18 protein-coding genes are annotated in these 15,665 nt (G+C 72.5%); 6 read left to right on the top strand and 12 right to left on the bottom strand.

The genetic code is table 11. From position 1 onward, the window contains the following. Positions 1-59 precede the first annotated feature (59 nt). Positions 60-422, top strand: a complete 363-nt coding sequence (locus ABZ883_RS22440; protein ID WP_360908655.1) for a DUF6204 family protein — start codon at positions 60-62, stop codon at positions 420-422. 13 nt (positions 423-435) lie between these two features. Here the strand turns inward: ABZ883_RS22440 and ABZ883_RS22435 are convergent, their stop codons facing one another. The 5 genes from ABZ883_RS22435 to ABZ883_RS22415 form a co-directional block, all read right to left on the bottom strand. Further along, positions 436-1,074 carry an SRPBCC family protein gene (locus tag ABZ883_RS22435; RefSeq protein WP_360908653.1) on the bottom strand — a complete coding sequence of 213 codons (639 nt, stop codon included), beginning with the start codon at positions 1,072-1,074 and terminating at the stop codon, positions 436-438. Continuing rightward, the gene (locus ABZ883_RS22430) at positions 1,071-1,487 is read right to left on the bottom strand and encodes a metalloregulator ArsR/SmtB family transcription factor (RefSeq protein ID WP_360908651.1); all 417 of its coding nucleotides are present in this window, start codon (positions 1,485-1,487) and stop codon (positions 1,071-1,073) included. Before ABZ883_RS22430 ends, ABZ883_RS22435 begins: the two co-directional genes overlap by 4 nt. A gap of 99 nt (positions 1,488-1,586) precedes the next feature. Next, positions 1,587-2,711: a type III polyketide synthase gene (locus ABZ883_RS22425; RefSeq protein ID WP_360908649.1), complete on the bottom strand. Its 1,125-nt coding sequence runs from the start codon at positions 2,709-2,711 to the stop codon at positions 1,587-1,589. Positions 2,712-3,084: 373 nt separating this feature from the next. Then, complete coding sequence (locus ABZ883_RS22420; protein WP_360908647.1) at positions 3,085-4,290, bottom strand: cytochrome P450; 1,206 nt, start codon at positions 4,288-4,290, stop codon at positions 3,085-3,087. A gap of 147 nt (positions 4,291-4,437) precedes the next feature. Beyond that, positions 4,438-5,256 carry a LysR family substrate-binding domain-containing protein gene (locus ABZ883_RS22415; RefSeq protein WP_360908645.1) on the bottom strand — a complete coding sequence of 273 codons (819 nt, stop codon included), beginning with the start codon at positions 5,254-5,256 and terminating at the stop codon, positions 4,438-4,440. Between the two features lie 81 nt (positions 5,257-5,337). Here ABZ883_RS22415 and ABZ883_RS22410 point away from each other — a divergent pair, with 81 nt between their 5' ends. Beyond that, positions 5,338-5,739 carry a DUF5997 family protein gene (locus ABZ883_RS22410; protein WP_360908643.1) on the top strand — a complete coding sequence of 134 codons (402 nt, stop codon included), beginning with the start codon at positions 5,338-5,340 and terminating at the stop codon, positions 5,737-5,739. Between the two features lie 38 nt (positions 5,740-5,777). On the opposite strand, the gene ABZ883_RS22405 is transcribed toward ABZ883_RS22410, so the two are convergent. Continuing rightward, positions 5,778-6,104, bottom strand: coding sequence for a helix-turn-helix transcriptional regulator (locus ABZ883_RS22405; protein WP_360908641.1), 327 nt, complete (start codon positions 6,102-6,104; stop codon positions 5,778-5,780). Positions 6,105-6,400: 296 nt separating this feature from the next. On the opposite strand from ABZ883_RS22405, the gene ABZ883_RS22400 reads away from it, so the two are divergent. Beyond that, entirely contained in the window at positions 6,401-6,781 is a 381-nt protein-coding gene (locus ABZ883_RS22400) for an SMI1/KNR4 family protein (RefSeq protein WP_360908639.1), read from the top strand. 373 nt (positions 6,782-7,154) lie between these two features. On the opposite strand, the gene ABZ883_RS22395 is transcribed toward ABZ883_RS22400, so the two are convergent. After that, positions 7,155-8,123, bottom strand: a complete 969-nt coding sequence (locus ABZ883_RS22395) for a LysR family transcriptional regulator (protein ID WP_360908637.1) — start codon at positions 8,121-8,123, stop codon at positions 7,155-7,157. Between the two features lie 191 nt (positions 8,124-8,314). On the opposite strand from ABZ883_RS22395, the gene ABZ883_RS22390 reads away from it, so the two are divergent. Beyond that, complete coding sequence (locus ABZ883_RS22390) at positions 8,315-9,085, top strand: glycine betaine ABC transporter substrate-binding protein (RefSeq protein WP_360908635.1); 771 nt, start codon at positions 8,315-8,317, stop codon at positions 9,083-9,085. Positions 9,086-9,135: 50 nt separating this feature from the next. Next, positions 9,136-10,161 (top strand): zinc-binding alcohol dehydrogenase family protein, encoded by a 1,026-nt coding sequence (locus tag ABZ883_RS22385; protein ID WP_360908633.1) that lies wholly within the window; start codon positions 9,136-9,138, stop codon positions 10,159-10,161. A gap of 22 nt (positions 10,162-10,183) precedes the next feature. Here the strand turns inward: ABZ883_RS22385 and ABZ883_RS22380 are convergent, their stop codons facing one another. Continuing rightward, positions 10,184-10,834, bottom strand: a complete 651-nt coding sequence (locus tag ABZ883_RS22380) for a TetR family transcriptional regulator (protein ID WP_360908631.1) — start codon at positions 10,832-10,834, stop codon at positions 10,184-10,186. Between the two features lie 79 nt (positions 10,835-10,913). Between ABZ883_RS22380 and ABZ883_RS22375 the strand changes: the two genes are divergently transcribed. Further along, positions 10,914-11,438, top strand: coding sequence for a DUF1772 domain-containing protein (locus tag ABZ883_RS22375; protein WP_360908629.1), 525 nt, complete (start codon positions 10,914-10,916; stop codon positions 11,436-11,438). A gap of 11 nt (positions 11,439-11,449) precedes the next feature. Here ABZ883_RS22375 and ABZ883_RS22370 read toward each other — a convergent pair whose 3' ends face one another. From ABZ883_RS22370 to ABZ883_RS22355, 4 genes are all read right to left on the bottom strand, one after another. Further along, positions 11,450-12,004 carry an XRE family transcriptional regulator gene (locus tag ABZ883_RS22370; RefSeq protein WP_360908627.1) on the bottom strand — a complete coding sequence of 185 codons (555 nt, stop codon included), beginning with the start codon at positions 12,002-12,004 and terminating at the stop codon, positions 11,450-11,452. 11 nt (positions 12,005-12,015) lie between these two features. Further along, positions 12,016-14,070 carry a helix-turn-helix transcriptional regulator gene (locus ABZ883_RS22365; RefSeq protein WP_360908625.1) on the bottom strand — a complete coding sequence of 685 codons (2,055 nt, stop codon included), beginning with the start codon at positions 14,068-14,070 and terminating at the stop codon, positions 12,016-12,018. Positions 14,071-14,074: 4 nt separating this feature from the next. Beyond that, positions 14,075-14,431 (bottom strand): hypothetical protein, encoded by a 357-nt coding sequence (locus ABZ883_RS22360; protein ID WP_360908623.1) that lies wholly within the window; start codon positions 14,429-14,431, stop codon positions 14,075-14,077. Between the two features lie 139 nt (positions 14,432-14,570). Next, positions 14,571-15,578, bottom strand: coding sequence for a DUF2278 family protein (locus ABZ883_RS22355; RefSeq protein ID WP_360908621.1), 1,008 nt, complete (start codon positions 15,576-15,578; stop codon positions 14,571-14,573). Positions 15,579-15,665: the final 87 nt, after the last annotated feature.

Below are 15,665 nucleotides of genomic sequence, written 5' to 3'. Positions count from 1 at the left end.
TCACCGGGTCACCGAAAAACCCGTGGAACGGCGAGGCCGCTGCGCCTAGGGTCGGGGACATGAGCACGCGCGTCTTCCGCATCACCGTCCGTGGCGTCTTCGACGGCCTCAGCCCCGAGCAGCGGGCCGAACTCCTGGCCCGCGCCGGGGACCACGACGTGCTGCACGCGGCCTTCACCCCGGAGGGCCACCTCACGTACGACATCGCCGCCCGCCCCGCGTTCACCTTCCGCTTCCAGGACTCGGGCGAGGCCGAGGAGGACATCCTGGAGGCCACCGAGCGCGCCGAGGAGGCGGCCCGGGAGTGGCTGACCGCACGCGGCTACGGCTTCAAGAACCTCCGCGCCCAGGCCGAGGACCTCTCCCAGGCCCCGCTCGCCAAGCGGCAGCGCCGCGCGGCGGCCACCCAGAACCCCGCCTGACGGCAGGGCCCGGCTACGCCTCGCGCGGCGGGACGTAGAAGGCGGTCGTCGCGGCGACCGCGGCCGCTACGGCGTCCTGGGGCGCGCCCGAGGCGGCGTACGCCTCGCCCCATGCCTCGCTGCTGCGGATCATGCCCGCGCGAACCTCGTCGGACTCCGCGAACTCGGCGGCCTTCTCGGGGCTGACGAACTCGCCGGCCAGGTAGCGCGAGAAGCCGAGGAGCGCGAGGTCCCAGCCGACGCCCACCGCACCGGGCCCGAACTGGTCCCACATGCCGGGCGGGACAACGGCGACGTGCTCGAGTTCGAGGACGGTCCGCTCGTCCTGCTCGGACAGGCGCACCGTCACCTCGCTGAAGCCCGGCGCCTCGCCCATCACCCAGCTGACGCGCAGCAGCCGGGGTGCCTCGCACTGGAGGATCTCCCCGCCCGCGTTGCCCTCCAGCTGGTAGCGGCCGCCGAGGCGCAGGTCACCGGTGACGGGCAGGAACCAGCGCTGGATGCGTTCGGCGGTGGTGCAGGCGTCCCAGACGTCCTCGATGTCCGCGTCGTAGGCGCGGCGGAGCAGCACGGTGCGCGCCTCCTCGCCGGAGACGTCCCGGGAACCCACCTGCCGGTGGGCTTGGTTGATCTGGTCGACGATGTCGCTCATGGTGTCTCTTCCTGTTCCCTCCCGGAGCGGGGGGTGTGCCCCGTCCCCGGCCGTGGTCCCTGCTGCCGTTCCCCGGCGATGCGCCGTTCCCGGCGTCCGCGCGCCAATTCCGTGCCCAGCGCGTCGAGCCGCTGCTCCCAGAAGCCCCGGAAGCGCTCCAGCCAGACGTCGACCTCGCGCAGCGGGGCCGCTTCCACGGCGTAGAGCCGCCGGGTCCCCTCCGCCCGGACGACGGCGAAGCCGTGCTCCCGCAGCACCCGCAAGTGCTGGGACACCGCGGGCTGCGAGATCCCGAACTCCTCGCGGATCACGTCGCTGATGGCGCCGGAGGGCTGCTCACCGGCGGCGAGCAGTTCCAGGATCCGGCGGCGCACCGGATCACCGAGGATGTCGAACGCGTGCACGCGGAGCACTATGCCAGGCTCCACTTATATAAGCAACAACTTATGGATAACCCGGTGACCCGGGGCGGCCGGCCGCCCCGGGTCGTCCCGGTCCGCCCCTCCCCCGCCTCACGGGGTCGCGGGATCGCGCAGGCCGTCGTCGAGCGTGCCGTAGTTGTGCTGCGGCAGCACGTCCGCGTCGTAGTCGGCCTTGACCCAGGTGCCGAGCACCATCTCGGCGGTGATGCCGGGGCCGAAGCCAGCCAGCAGACCGCGGTGGCCGTCGAGCGCGGTTCCCTCGTCGAACATCCGGGCCAGGGCGTCGAGTACGACGCAACTGGCGATGTTGCCGTACTCGGTGAGCGTGGCACGGCTGAAGCGGAACGCCTCCGGGGCGACGCCGAGGAAGTGGCTCAGGTCGTCCAGGATGCGCGGGCCGCCCGCGTGGATGACGTAGAAGTCCAGGGCCGACGCGTTCCACTGGTGCTCCGCGGCCACGCGGCTGAGCACCGGCGCCAGCGGCTCCATGGTGCCGGGCACCCGCTTGTCGAGCTGGAAGTGGAAGCCGGTCTGGCGCACCGCGTAGGAGATCCACGCCTCGGTGTTGGGAATGAGGTACGAGGAGTTGCGCTCCAGGCGCATTCCGGTGCCGCCGTTCCCCCGGACCACGGCGGCCGCGACGCCGTCGCCGAACAGCCCGTTGGACAGCAGCGTTCCGACGCTCAGGTCCGTCGGCTGGTAGCACAGCGAGCAGAACTCGCAGGCCACGATGAGGACATTGGCCTCGGGGTACGCGGTGCAGAAGTCGTGCGCCCGGTTGATGGCCGCGCCGCCCGCGGCACAGCCGAGTTGGGCGATGGGCAACTGCCTTGTGTCGTGCCGGAAACCCATCGTGTTGATGAGCCATGCCGTCAGCGACGGCATCATGAAGCCCGTGCACGAGACGTAGATGATGAGGTCGATGTCCGCGGCGGTCAGTTCCGCCTCGTCCAGCGCCTGGCGCACCACCGCGGGCACGCGCGCCTTGGACTCCTCCTCGTAGATCGCACTGCGCACATCGAAACCCGGATGTTCCAGCACCTCGTCGATCGGGCGTATCAGGTGCCGTTTCCGGACGCCGGTGTTCTCGATGAGCCGGAGGGTCAGGCCGAGTTGCGGGTGGTCCTTGTGCAGCCGTCGTGCCAGCTCAAGCGTCTGTTCGCAGGTGATAACGTTGTCGGGAACCGCGATCACCGGCTTGCACAGAACTGCCATGATTGGCTCCATTCCTGTCCCTCTGGCGGGCAATGGTCCACGCGATGTGTCGCCCCGGCGTATTTCTGCCGGGGCAGACCCGTACTGTCATGGAAATCAGTAGGGAAGTACGGGCGTTTCACCTGCGGCGCCCCAATGGCGCCGGATATGACACGTGGGCCCAAAACGGAGTCGGAAGACACATTCGGACCGGTCACCGTCGGTATGACGTGGTAACTCATTCACTTTCTGGTCCGCCCAACAAAAAGTACGGCAGCGGGACCCGGAGCGCACGTCGGAGGCGGTCGCGCCCCGCACCGCACGGTCACCGCACCACGGCGCCGGCCCCGCCCCGTACGGGCGGAACCGGCGCCGGGGGCACTCGGGGCGGTTTCTACCAGCCCACGTGCAGCGCGACCGGGTAGCGCCAGATCGACGTGGCGCTCCAGCGCACCTCCTCGGCCGGCTTGGCCAGCCGCAGGTCCGGGAAGCGGCGCAGCAGCTCGGTGAAGGCGACCTGCAGCTCCATCGTCGCCAGCGGGGCCCCGAGGCAGTGGTGACCGCCCCAGCCGAAGGTCATGTGCGGGGCACCGGTGCGCTCCAGGTCCAGTTCGTCGGGGCGCTCGAACTTCGCGGCGTCGCGGTTTGCGGTCAGGTACGAGACGTGCACAATGTCCCCGGCGCGGATCAGGACGCCGCCGAGCTCCACGTCCTCGGTGGCCACCCGCGGGATGCCGACACCCTTGCGGAACGGGATGTGGCGCAGCATCTCCTCGATGGCCTGCGGGATCTTGTCGGGGTGCGCACGCAGCGTCGCGAGCTCGCGGGGCCGGGTCAGCAGCGTGTAGGCGATGTTGCCGATCTCGTTCGAGGTCGTGTCCTGGCCGGTGATCAGCAGCACCATGGCCATGACGGTGAGTTCCTTGTCGTTCAGGATCTCGTCGCCGTCGCGGGCCGTCGCCAGCACGCTGATCAGGTCGTCGCCGGGGTGCGCGCGCCGCTGCGCGGTCAGGTCCGCGAAGTACGCGCGCAGATCGGCCTTGGAGCGCACGGCGTCGTCGCGGTTGTCCGGGCTGAAGTCCATCAGCGTGCGGGCGTGGGCGCGCAGCCGCCACCGGTCGTCCTCGGGAATGTCGAGGACCTCGCAGATCGCGGTGAGCGGCAGGGGCGCGGCCAGGTGCTCCACGAGGTCGGCCGGGGGGCCCTCGGCGGCCATCGTGTCGAGGAGTTCGGTGACGACGCGCTCGATGTGCGGGCGCATGCGCTCGACCTGGCGCGGGGTGAAGCCCTTGGAGACCAGGGACCGCAGCCGGCTGCTGTCCGGCGGGTCCATCACGTTGATCGCCTCGTCCTGCACGATCGGCTCGGGGGTCATGCGGGGGAAGTCCCGGCCGACGACGCCGCGGCGGCTGAAGCGCCGGTCGGTCGTCACCGTCCGGACGTCCTCGTAGCTCGTGACGAGCCACGCCTCGCCCTCCCCGTGGGGCAGCTTGATGCGGGAGATCGGTTCGTTCTCCATCAGGTGCTTCAACTGGGGGTCGAATTCGAGGGCCACGGCGAAGTCGAAGGGGCAGTCGTGCGCGGAGGGACCGGAATCCATGCGATGCTCCAGTGAGCCTGGACGTCAGGGAACATCTCACAACAAATCGCCCCCTGGGTCCTCACGGCCACCGCAGGAAGCCCATCCGGGGGACCCGCACCGGACGGCCCGGCGTGGCGCGCCCCGGGCCGCCTGCGGCCCACCGTGTCAGGAACGCCGGCGGGGCTTGCCCTGCTTGCCGCCGCGGCTCGCGCCGCCCTTGGCGCCCCCGGACGCACCGCGCGGGCTCTTGCCGCCGGCCCGGCCGCCACCCGCCTTCTGCGCGGTCTTCCCCGTGGCCTTTCCGGCCGCGGGCTTGCGCCGGGCCGCGCCGGCGTCGGGGCGCTGCTCCTTCGCCTGGGCCGTCGCGTCGGGGCGGCGGCCCCGCGTGCTGTTGACGGTCCGGCCGCGGACGACGCCGATGAAATCCTCGACCAGGTCCGTCGTCGCGTCCTCGGGCCACGACAGCGCGACACGCGACTGCGGGGCGTCGACGAGCGGACGGTAGGTGAGGTCCCGGCGGTGGTGGAGCCGGGCCAGGGACTGCGGGACGACCAGCAGCCCCACGCCCGCCGCCACCAGCTCGACGGCGTCCGCGGTCGTGGCCGGGCGCTCGATCGCGGGCCGGCCGGGGGGCCGCTCCCAGTCGAGGGTGTCGTCGAGGGGATGGAAGAGCACCTCGTCGGCCAGGTCGCCGGTGCTCACCTCCTCGACCCCGGCCACGGCATGGTCCTTGGGGACCACGACCACGGTCGTCTCGGTGTAGAGGGGGATCGCGCTGAGGTCGGTGCCGTCCACCGGGAGCCGTACGAAGCCCGCGTCGGCGCCGCGGCCGCGCAGCAGTCCCGTGACCTCGGCGGAGGGGACCGCGACGAGTTCCAGAGGGACGGCGGGGAACCGCTCCTGCCAGACCCTCACCCACTTGGCGGGTGTCACGCCCGGAACGTACGCGAGCCTGAACTGGGGGGATGCTTCCGAGCCTGTCACCAGGACAGGCTACCCGGGCCACGGCCGGGACGGCCCGTCCACGCGGTCGGGACAGCCCCGCGGGATCGATATCCTGGACGTATGACGTCGCACCACAGCACCCAGACCATGAAGCCCGCCACCGCGGCCAAGAAGCTGGGTGTGTACCTCGAGGCCACTCCCGCCGAGTTCCGGGAAGGCGTCGTCTCGCGCGACGAGCTGAACGCGCTCCAGGCCGACCCGCCGGAGTGGCTGCGGGACCTGCGGCGCGACGGGCCGCACCCCCGCCCGGTCGTCGCGGCCAAGCTGGGCGTCTCGATCGCGGGCCTGGCCCGCGGCGGCGTCACCGAGCCGCTCACGACCGAGCAGATCGACGCGCTGAAGCAGGACGTCCCCGAGTGGCTGGTGAAGGAGCGCGCCACACAGGCGGAGGTCCGCAAGGAGGCGGCGCGCCTGAAGGAGCGGGACGCCGAGCGCGAGGAGCGGGCGAACCGGTCGCGCTGACCCGAGGGTCCCAGGGGTCCCGGGGGGCGCTCCCCCCGTCACGCGGAGGTGGGGAGCGATCCGCCGGCGACGAGGTCGAGCAGGCCCGGGAAGCGTTCCTGGACGTCGTCGCGGCGCAGCGAGACCTTGCGGCTGTTGCCGTAGTTGACCTGGCGGATCAGGCCGGCCTCGCGCAGGACCCGGAAGTGATGGGTCATGGTCGACTTGGAGATCGCGAGGCCGAAGGACGCGCACGTGCGCTCAATGCCCTCGGACTCCCGGCACAGGTCCTCGACGACCTTGCGGCGCAAGGGGTCCGCCAGGGCGGCGAAGACGGAGCCCAGATCCATCTCCCCGATCTCGGGGTGGCCTTCGGCGTCCGGCATGTTCCCTCCTGGTCCCCTTCTGCCCCGGATACGACAATCACCATACCTCAGGGGTATGTGCGGCCTGCGGGGCGAGCTATCAACATATGCGGACCTTCCCCGAGGTCGGCCGACATCCCGCTTCCGTGGTCCGGCGCACCGTCAACTCCGCACCGGACAGCGGAAATCAGCCACCACCGGCCCCGCCCTGACCGAGCCGCGGGACGGCGGAGCGAACGGGGGGCCGACCGCGATATGGTGCGCCCCGGGAGGGGCCTCGGCGTGCGGTGCCGGAACGCCCAGGGGAGGGATGTGCCATGGGCGCACCAGACGCCGCGATCCAGCGGGCAGAGCGGGCACTCGGCGTCGCCTTCCCCGAGGACTACCGCTCCTTCCTCTCCGACCCGGGCTCCGTGGCCCGGCACTTCCTCCCCGCCGGCGACTTCCTGACGCTGTGCCCGGTCGGCGACCTCCTCGGCCTCAACGACGCGGCGGGCCCGGCCGGCCGTCTGCCCGGCGCCGTGGTCATCGGCGGCGACGGCTGCCGCGAGCTCCTCGTCTACGACTTCCGGCAGCAGCCACCCCCGCTGCTCCTGATCGACTCCGCGACCGCCGCCTGGTCCGAGGGCCTGCGCCAGGCGGCCACACTGACGGAGTTCCTCACCCACTTCCCCGAACACGGCTGGCGCTGGCAGTAGGCGGTGCGAGTGCCTGGCGGCCCGGCAGACCCCCGTCGACCGGAAAGCCGATCACGGCGGCCGCGTCCGCGACGGCCGTGAAGGACGCGGTGCCGTTCAGCGCGCGAACCGTCCACGTACTTGGCGCGCCAGGCGTCGATGTCGACCGGCGTCCCGTAGTACTGCTCTGCGAGATTGCGGAACGCCTCGGGTGCCGGGTCGGTCAGCAACCGGAAGAGCCGGTCGGCGCCATCGGGATCCGCGGACCCCTCAGGGAAGTCGATCCCGCCCGCGTGCCGGCGGTCGTCGTCCGACGCCCTGACCGTCCCGGTCCCCGACCCTGTGGGGCCGAAGTACCGCTCGCCGTAGTCCGACACATGGTGTGGTCGATCCGCTACTCCCCGGAAGGGGTTCCCGGTGGGGCGCCCGCGAGCCCGCGGCGGGCGTCGCCGCAGGCGTGCAGGCGCGCTGCGACGTGCGCGGGCATCAGGGGTGCGTGGGCGCTGAGGATCTCCAGGAAGGACTCGGTCACCGGGTCCGGGGTGGTGCGGGTGTATCCGGTCAGCCGGCGGAGCACAGGCGGGTCGGGGCGCAGGACGAGGCCGCCGAAGTGCGGCGGGATGGTGTTGGCCGGGACGAAGGTGGGCCCCAGGCCGGCGGCGGCGTACTCGACGGCCGACGGCGCCTGCTCGGTGCGCACGGCGATCCGGGGCCGGAATCCGGCGGCGGCGCAGGCGTCGTCGAGGATGTCGGAGAGGCCGCTGTCGGGCGTGAAGTGGACCCATTCGCGTTCCGCGAGGTCGCCGAGCCGGACGTCCGGTGCGCGGGAGGCGGCGGCCCGGTCGCCGGCGTCGGTGACGACCAGGAACTCCTCCGCGCCGATGGGCCGCGCGGGGCCCTCCCAGTCCTCGGGCAGGGGTCCCACCGCGACGTCCGCCTGGCCGGCGGCCATGGCCTGCGCGAGATCGTCCCATCTGCGGTGCTCGAACAACCGGACCCGCACCTCCGGATGTGTGCGGCGCCAGCGGCCCAGCACCGCGGGCAGTACACCGGAGCTGACCGAGTAGAGCGTCGCGAGATGCAGCTCGCCGGTGGCGACGCCCGCGGCACGCCGGGCGGAGGTGGTGGCCCGGCCCGCCTCCGCCAGGGCCGCACGGGCGTGCGGCAGCATCGACCGGCCGGCCGGGGTGAGCCGGACTCCGCGGGGCAGCCGTTCCAGCAACGGCCCGCCCACTTCCCGTTCCAGTGCCCGGAGTTGGTGCGACAGCCCCGGCTGCGAGATGTGGAGGCTCTCGGCTGCCCGGGTGAAGGACCCCTCGTCCACGATGGCCACCAGATATTCCAGCTGGCGCAGCGTTGCCATGCATTCAGGATATCGAAGGGATGCAAAACCTCTCTTGGACTTATGGCCGGGACCGGGCGAGGCTGGAGGGCGTAAGGCGATCCACGCGGTGCCGGTACGGCCCGGCGGCCGGATCGCACCTTCCGAGACCTCATCGGCACTGGAATTCCCAGGGAGGCACTGTGCCGCTCACATCTTCCGATCCGATCGTCGTGGGAAACATCGCTCTGTCCTTTCACCGTGCCGCCGCTGCCGTCGTCCGCCGCGCCCTGGAGTCCCACGGGCACCGGGTGGCGGGCGCCGAGGGCGTGCACGAGGAGATGTTCGGTCTCCTGGAGCACGGACGGGTCGACGTGCTGGTGTCGGCGTGGCTGCCGTCCAGCCACGGCCGGTACCTGTCCGGCTTCCGGGACCGGGTCCAGGTGCTCAGCCCGCACTACCAACCGCACTGTGTGTGGGCGGTACCGCGGTACGTCCCGTTCGACATGGTCGGTGAGGTGTCCGATCTGGTCCGGCCCGAGATCGCGGGCCGTATGACGAAGGCCATCGACGGGATCAACCCCGGCGCCGGCATCAGCCGCTTCTCCGCCGCGATGGTGGGGGCGTACGGGCTGGACAAGGCCGGATACAGGTTCACGCCGGGCGCCGAAGGGGATTTCGTGGCCCGGGTGGGACGCGGTATCGCCGCCGGCGAATGGTTCGTGATCCCGCTGTGGCGTCCGCAGTTCCTCAATCGCCTGCATCACCTCCGGCCGCTCGAAGAGCCCAAAGGGCTGCTGGGAAGCGTGGACGACGCCTGCCCGGTCATCCGCAACGACGCCCTGGAGCGCGTCGGCCCCGAGGCCGTTGCCCGGCTGGACGCCCTGGCCCTGGGCAACGACGGCGTCGAGGAGATCGACGCCTTGATCAACGTCGACGGGCTGAGCCCGCTGCAGGCCGCCGACCGCTACCTGGCCGCGCACCCCCGCGAGGTCTCCCTCTGACACGGCCCCCGGTACCCGGGCCTGTCCCCCACCGAACTGGAGTCACCCCCATGAACGCGACGACCATGCGAGCCGTCGGCTACCTCAAGAACCTCCCGATCGACGACGAGAGCAGTCTGATCGACCTCGAACTGCCCGTTCCGAAGCCGGAACCGCACGATCTGCTGGTGAGGGTCGAGGCCGTGGCGCTCAATCCCGTCGACTTCAAGATGCGCCAGAACAGCGATCCCGGCGCCACGGCGAAGGTGCTCGGCTGGGACGCGGCAGGCACGGTCGTCGCGGTCGGTGAGGAGGTGCGGCGGTTCGGGGTCGGCGACAGCGTCTACTACGCCGGTGCCATCGACCGTCCCGGCACCAACTCCGAGTACCACGTGGTCGACGAACGCATCGCCGCCCTCAAGCCGGCGACCCTCTCCTTCGCCGAGGCGGCCGCGCTGCCGCTGACCTCGCTGACCGCCTGGGAAGGGCTGTTCGAGCGGCTGGGACTGGAGAACGGGGCCATGAACCAGGACGGCGCCCTGCTCGTCACCGCGGCGGCCGGCGGCGTGGGAGCCATGGTCGCCCAGCTCACCCGCGCGCTGACCAGCCTCACCGTGATCGGCACCGCCTCGCGCCCCGAGACCGTCGACTTCGCCACCCGCATGGGCGTGCAGCACATCGTGAACCATCACCAGCCTCTGGTACCGCAGCTCGCCGAGGTGGCACCGGACGGGATCACCCACGTCTTCAGCACGACCAACACCGACCGCAATCTGCCCGACTACGCCGAGGCGCTGAAGCCCTTCGGCCACATCGTCGCCATCGACGACCACGACAGCCTGCGCGTCGGTCTGCTCAAGCCCAAGTGCATCGCCTTCCACTGGGAGTTCATGTTCTCCCGGCCACTCTTCCGCACGCCCGACCAGGACCGGCAGCACCACATCCTGACCCAGGTCGCCCGGCTCGTGGACGCGGGCATCCTGAGGACCACGGCGAACAGGGACCTGGGACCGGTCAACGCGGCCAACCTCCGCGAGGCGCACCGCGTCCTCGAATCCGGCTCCACGGTCGGCAAGGTCACCCTCACCGGGTTCTGACGACCGCGGGGGAAAGGGGGGGCTACGGCGCGAGGAGCGCGCCCGCGAGGGTCCTGGCGAGCCAGTCCTCGTACTCCTCGACGCTCCATTCGCAGACGTCGACGAACCGTTCGTACACCTCGATCGAGGTGAGGGCGTAGGCCTCGTCGGCGGCCCGGTCGGCGGTCAGGCCCGGGCGCAGGGCGCCCACTTCGGCCAGATGCCCGGTCAGTTGGCGGCTGCCGGTGCGGCGCTGCCGCTCGGTGTCGGCGAGCAGGTCGCCGGCACCGGCGCCGCCCGCGGCGGCCGCGGCGCGCAGCACGCGGTGGACCGGCCCGATCCGGCCGAGGATCGCGACCGCCATCGCCGCGTACCTGGCCAACTTCCTTTCCGGGTCGGGCTCTTCGACGATCGCCTGCACCGCGGGGCGTTCGCTCTGCGGGACCTGCCGGCCGTCGCCGGCCAGCGTGACGTCGTACACGAGCTTGACCAGGGCCGGTTTGCCGCCCGGGCAGGTGGCGTACAGCGTCTGCACGGCGACGCCGGCGGCCGCGGCGACGCCGCTCATCGTGGTGGCCGCGAAGCCTTGCTCGACCATCAACGCCCGCGCGGCCTCGGCGATCCGCAGCCGGGTCGCCTCGGCGTGCTCGCGCCGCAACTCGCTGTTGTAGCGCCGCTTGTGAGTGCCTTCCATCGGGGTTCATCGTGCCATACGATTCACAAGACGCGTCTCTAATGAAAAGCTGGATGTCCAGCCAAACAGGGGTGGGGCCATGCGTACCGTCGTACTGGAGATCGTCCGTGGCGGAGCGGCGACGCTGCTCGGGCTCTACGCGGGGGGCGTGTTCTTCGCCGTGATCGCGCCGTCCGTCGGACGGCTCCCCGGCCCGGTGTACGTGCCCTACTGGAAGGCGCTCAACACCGACTACGGCCGGGTGATGCCGCCGTTCCTCCTCACCTGCCTCGCGCTGCTCGTCGCGACGTGCGCGCTCTCCTACGGGCGGGGCAGGACGGCATTCTGGCTCAGCGTGGCCGCCACGGTGCTCGTGCTCGCCACGATCGTGCTGACCGTGACGCAGATGGAACCCCTCAACCGCCTTGTCGACGGCTGGAGTCCCGACGACGCGCCGGCCGACTTCGCCGCCGTCCGCGGCCGCTGGCTGGCCCTCCACACCGTCCGCACGGTCCTCGCGGTGCTGGCCTTCGTCAGCCTCCTCACCGCACAGGGAACCGACCGGGCGAAGCCGCCGCACACCCGTCCGGCCACGGCGGTCGTCGGCGTCGGCGTCGCGCGGTAGGCGACAGCCCGTCAGAACTCCAGCTCGACGTAGTCGATGTCGGTGAACTCGACGTTCAGGCCCTGGGCGCGGCGGCCGCGGTCCTTGAAGTAGATCTCCTGGAGGCCCTCGGCCGCGATGGCGCGCAGTTGCTGCTCGGTGGCCCCGGCGTCCTGGGCGGCGAAGAGGCGGGCGGCGTAGGCGGGCGGCAGGGACTGGGTGATGAGGCGGACGCGGCTGTCGTCGGTGGAGCCGGGCGCGGCGGTGAAGCCGAAGCGGGCGCGGGTCTCGATGACGATGCCGCCGGTGGTGGCGGCGCGCTTCTTCGCACGCTCGCGGACGCGGGGCTGCCAGCGCTCGCGGACGGCGTTCTCCAGCCGGGCCGCGAGGTCCTTGCGGGGATGCTTCAACTGGCCCGTGACGTAGCGCTCGACGGTGCGCTGGGAGATCCCGAGGAGGGCGGCAACGGCACGGGTGCCCTTCTCGTGCTTGACGAGGAAACGCATGCGCGACGGGGCCGACTTGGGGAGGGGGCGGGTGAAGGTCGCCGCGCTCGCCTTGTCGAGGCTGTCGCCGAGGACGCCCATGGGTGCTCTCCCTACTCGCCGTCGGCGGCGGCGTCGGTGCCCTTGATGTGGCGGGCGGGATTGTGCCCGTCCTCCAGGAGTTCGGCGGCCCACATCAGCGACTGGGTGCCCTCGTGCTTGACCATGCCGGGCGAGACCCCGAGGCGGAAACCGCCCGCCAGGGGCTTGCCGTCGGCGCTGTACGGCAGGAAGTCCAGGGGGCCGGGGCCGTCGGACAGGTAGACGGCGCAGTCGGAGAGCACCGCGATCGGGTGCAGGCCGACGGCGGCGAGCCTGAGCATCTTGCGGTGCATGTTGACGCGGGCGGTGGCGATGACGGCGGCGCGGATGTCGGGGCGCCAGGTGGGGCGTTCGAGGGCCGGCCAGCGCTCGCCGGGCCGGTAGCCGGCGCCCTGGGGACGTTCGCGGAGCTTGCCGATGCCGCCCTTGACGGTGGCCTTGATCGCCGACAGCAGCGCGACCCGCGCCGGGTCGGTCCGCTTGTGGCACTCCATCGCGGCCAGGAACTCGCCTTCCGGCATGCCCGGGACCACGCCCAGTTCGCCCATGGTGGCCAGATAGGCGTCGCGCAGCCGCGTGTACCAGGCGTCGAGGTACGGCCCGTGCTCGGGCCGTACGTACGCCTCCAAGGGGGCGACGCCGTAGCCGAGTTCGGCGGCGTAGGCCACCGTCGGCGTGGCGTACCAGGCGGGGCCCTCGGGGCGGCCGCCGTGCGGGGTGAAGGGGCTCGGCAGCCGCGGGTCGAGGTCGAGGCCGGACAGGTCGACCAGCCAGCACCCGGGCAACGACTTGTCGAAGGCCGGTGCCTTCACGTGCACGGGCTCGCCGAGCCCCACGCTGAGCCGGTTCGCGGCGGCGGCGAAGGCCATGTTGACGTCGACGCCGACGGCGTACGGCTGCGCGCACTCGGCGTCGGTGAGGAGTTCCGGGTCGCGGATCCAGTCGTACGCCTCCTCGTCCAGCACCTGGTCCGGGGTGCGCTGGTGGCCGCGGGGGTGGAGCGCGGCGACGACGGGGTGCTCGTCGGGGGCCTCGGGCGGCGCGGGGTCGGCCGGACCGGTGAGCGCGCCGGGGTTCGGCGCGGAGACCCATGCCCCGGTCGCCGGGTCCTTCACCGCCCGGGTGGGCGGGCGCAGGGCGGTCATCAGCTCCAGCCCGGACACGGCGGTCGAGCCGCGCGGGGTCAGCACACGGGAGGCGTAGGCGGCGAGCATCTGGGCGAGTTCGGGCGCCGGCAGGCCGGCGGCAGCGCCCCACGACCTCGTGTCCAGCGCCCCCCACGGCAGGACGGCCAGCTGCACGCACTGGCGCCGGCCGCCCTCCGCGGGCCGGAACACCCGGGCCCACGGGCCGAAGCCGCGCTGGGTCAGCTGCCATCCGGCCCGCGTGATCCGCCGCACGACCGCGTGGTCCGCGGGCAGCCTCAGGCCGCGGCGGTCCTCCAACTCCGCTGGCAGGCCGAGTCGTTCGGCCGCCGCGGCGGTGAGCACGATCAGCGGGTCGGCGTCCTTGCCGTTGCGGTGCAGCCGCGCCGCGCCGAGACGTGCCTCCGCGAGCGTCCACTCCACCAGGGACGGGATGTCCTGTGCCGGGCAGGTGAGCACCAGGCCGCCGGCTCCGTACGCCGATCCGTCGCCGTCCAGCACCGCCAGCGGGCCGTTCACGAACCGCGGGTCCGGCGCCTCCTGTTCGGCGCCCCGGGTGGGGCGTCCCGCCTGCGGCGCCCGCGCGGCGGGGGCGGTCGGCGCCTGCGGCTGCCGTTCCGGCTCAGGCTCCGGCTGTGGTGCGGGCTGCGGCTGCGGTGCCGCGTCCTGCGCGAGCTGCCCGGCGATGCCGTCCAGGAGCTTGGCGTACGCGGCCCGTGTGGCACCCTGCGGTTCGCTGCGGCCGGCCTCCCAGCCGGCCACCGTGGTGCGGGTGACCTGGAGCGCCTCGGCGATCTCGGCCTGGGTGAGGCCGTACGCGGTGCGCAGCCGGGAACGTTCGGCGGGCTCGGGGAGGACGGTGCGGCGGGGCCCGGTCCGCAGGAGGGCGTCGACGGGGTCGGGGCGCTGGGACTTCGTCATCGCGTCATGCCTCCCCGGAACGGTGGACGTCGCGCGGCGCGGCGTCGAGGAACGTGCGCAGGTGCTGGCCGGTGAGGATGCGCGCGGGGTTGCGTCCCGGGGGCAGCGGCAGCCGGTGGCCGAGTGCCCACTGGAAGCGGCGGGCCGGGGCGAGGTCGAAGACGAAGCGGCCGTCCGCCGCGTCGTCGCAACGGCTCCCCCGGATCTCGAAGGCGCCGACGCACACCCCTCCGTCGACGAAGGCGAGCAGGAAGTCGCCGTGCGTGGCGACGGTGCGCGCCGCGAAGCGCCAGCCGCGCCCCGCGCCCTCCGCCACGGTCCGGCCGTCGCGGAGCGACTGCCGGACGTCGACCGCAAGCATGTGCTCCTCCGACTCCGACCGGGGGCGGGCTGTTCGGCCGTTCCGGCCGGTTCACCCGCGTAACGACGGACTTTATCAGCCGATAAAGCCCGTCGCGATCATGCCGGCGCGGAGCCGCCCGGTGTGTCGCAAGGGCTCCTCAGAAAACGATCGTCCAGCCCTCGCGCCCGGCCTGCTCCGCGGTGTAGGAGACGCCGTGCACCTTGCGGCCGTCCGCGTCGAGGAGGGTGATCGCGCCGCCGCGGTTGCCCAGTTGGAGCGGGGCGGCGAGCGTGACGGCCAGGGCCGCGCCGGCCGGGAGCGGTCCGGCGGGCACGGCGCAGCCGTTCTTCAGGCGGTCGAGCAGGGTCCAGCCGGCGAGGTCGACCGGGACGGGCGAGGCGTTGAGCAGCGTGACGGTCTCCGTCTCGGGGGCGGGACCGGGCGGATTGGCGAGGGCCGCCACGATACGGACGCGCTCCTCGCCCGCGCCGGGTCGCGGGCCCGCGTCCTCCAGGGCGTGGCCGGTGATGTCGTCGGTGTGCCAGGCCTGACTCTGGAAGGCGAGGAAGATGCCGACCCAGCGCGGCTCGCCGGGGAAGCGGATCAGGAGGCCGCCGTCCTGCCAGACGCCGTCGTCGCCGCGGAACCGGCCGCTGTTGCCCTGGTTCATATGGATGTCGTGCACGCCGTTGCCGGGCAGGAAGCCGAACACCTTGTCCTTGACGCCCGGTTCGGGGCCCCAGCGCTCGCCGAAGACGTACAGCCGCGCGTCCGGGTCGGCGACGGCGCGCCGCACGTAGTGGTCGAGGAGGTCGGCGAGGTCGTTGTCGGGGCCCTCGGCGTCCGGCGGCAGGGTGCGCATCCGCGCGGGGTCGAGGAGATTGCCGCGGATGTAGTCGAGGTTGGCGCCGCCGGGACCGGCGGGGAGGGTGTTCCAGCCGCTTCCGAGGTCACCGAGGGGCCCGGTGAGGGGGTGCCGGAGGTCGTCCTCGACGAGGTAGAGGAGTTCGGAGGGCTCCTCCTGGGACCTGACGTTGACGGCCGCGCGGTAGTGGGTGCCGCCGTCGTCGGTGAGGTGGATCTGGTAATGCGGGGTGTCGGAGGCACCCTCCCGGCGGACGCCGGTCGCGCGGGCGACCAGGACTCCGTACGACTTCAGCGGCATCGGGTTCTGCTCCTTGCGTGGGGCGACCGCGCGCGCTGTGCGCCGGACGGCCCCAGTGTCGCAGCGAGGCAGCGGCCCGCGCGGCGA

Source organism: Streptomyces sp. NPDC046977, from assembly GCF_040644455.1.
Classification (GTDB): domain Bacteria; phylum Actinomycetota; class Actinomycetes; order Streptomycetales; family Streptomycetaceae; genus Actinacidiphila.
Note: the sequence above shows the minus strand (reverse complement) of the source record. Positions and strands in the feature narration are given on the sequence as shown.

What these genes read in the sequence shown, in the direction of transcription:
- ABZ883_RS22400 (WP_360908639.1), top strand. Translation starts at nt 6,401, where the DNA reads ATGGGCGCACCAGACGCCGCGATCCAGCGGGCAGAGCGGGCACTCGGC.
- ABZ883_RS22375 (WP_360908629.1), top strand. Translation starts at nt 10,914, where the DNA reads ATGCGTACCGTCGTACTGGAGATCGTCCGTGGCGGAGCGGCGACGCTG.
- ABZ883_RS22410 (WP_360908643.1), top strand. Translation starts at nt 5,338, where the DNA reads ATGACGTCGCACCACAGCACCCAGACCATGAAGCCCGCCACCGCGGCC.
- ABZ883_RS22385 (WP_360908633.1), top strand. Translation starts at nt 9,136, where the DNA reads ATGAACGCGACGACCATGCGAGCCGTCGGCTACCTCAAGAACCTCCCG.
- ABZ883_RS22405 (WP_360908641.1), bottom strand. Translation starts at nt 6,104, where the DNA reads ATGCCGGACGCCGAAGGCCACCCCGAGATCGGGGAGATGGATCTGGGC.
- ABZ883_RS22355 (WP_360908621.1), bottom strand. Translation starts at nt 15,578, where the DNA reads ATGCCGCTGAAGTCGTACGGAGTCCTGGTCGCCCGCGCGACCGGCGTC.
- ABZ883_RS22370 (WP_360908627.1), bottom strand. Translation starts at nt 12,004, where the DNA reads ATGGGCGTCCTCGGCGACAGCCTCGACAAGGCGAGCGCGGCGACCTTC.
- ABZ883_RS22425 (WP_360908649.1), bottom strand. Translation starts at nt 2,711, where the DNA reads ATGGCAGTTCTGTGCAAGCCGGTGATCGCGGTTCCCGACAACGTTATC.
- ABZ883_RS22435 (WP_360908653.1), bottom strand. Translation starts at nt 1,074, where the DNA reads ATGAGCGACATCGTCGACCAGATCAACCAAGCCCACCGGCAGGTGGGT.
- ABZ883_RS22365 (WP_360908625.1), bottom strand. Translation starts at nt 14,070, where the DNA reads ATGACGAAGTCCCAGCGCCCCGACCCCGTCGACGCCCTCCTGCGGACC.
- ABZ883_RS22360 (WP_360908623.1), bottom strand. Translation starts at nt 14,431, where the DNA reads ATGCTTGCGGTCGACGTCCGGCAGTCGCTCCGCGACGGCCGGACCGTG.
- ABZ883_RS22380 (WP_360908631.1), bottom strand. Translation starts at nt 10,834, where the DNA reads ATGGAAGGCACTCACAAGCGGCGCTACAACAGCGAGTTGCGGCGCGAG.
- ABZ883_RS22420 (WP_360908647.1), bottom strand. Translation starts at nt 4,290, where the DNA reads ATGGATTCCGGTCCCTCCGCGCACGACTGCCCCTTCGACTTCGCCGTG.
- ABZ883_RS22395 (WP_360908637.1), bottom strand. Translation starts at nt 8,123, where the DNA reads ATGGCAACGCTGCGCCAGCTGGAATATCTGGTGGCCATCGTGGACGAG.
- ABZ883_RS22440 (WP_360908655.1), top strand. Translation starts at nt 60, where the DNA reads ATGAGCACGCGCGTCTTCCGCATCACCGTCCGTGGCGTCTTCGACGGC.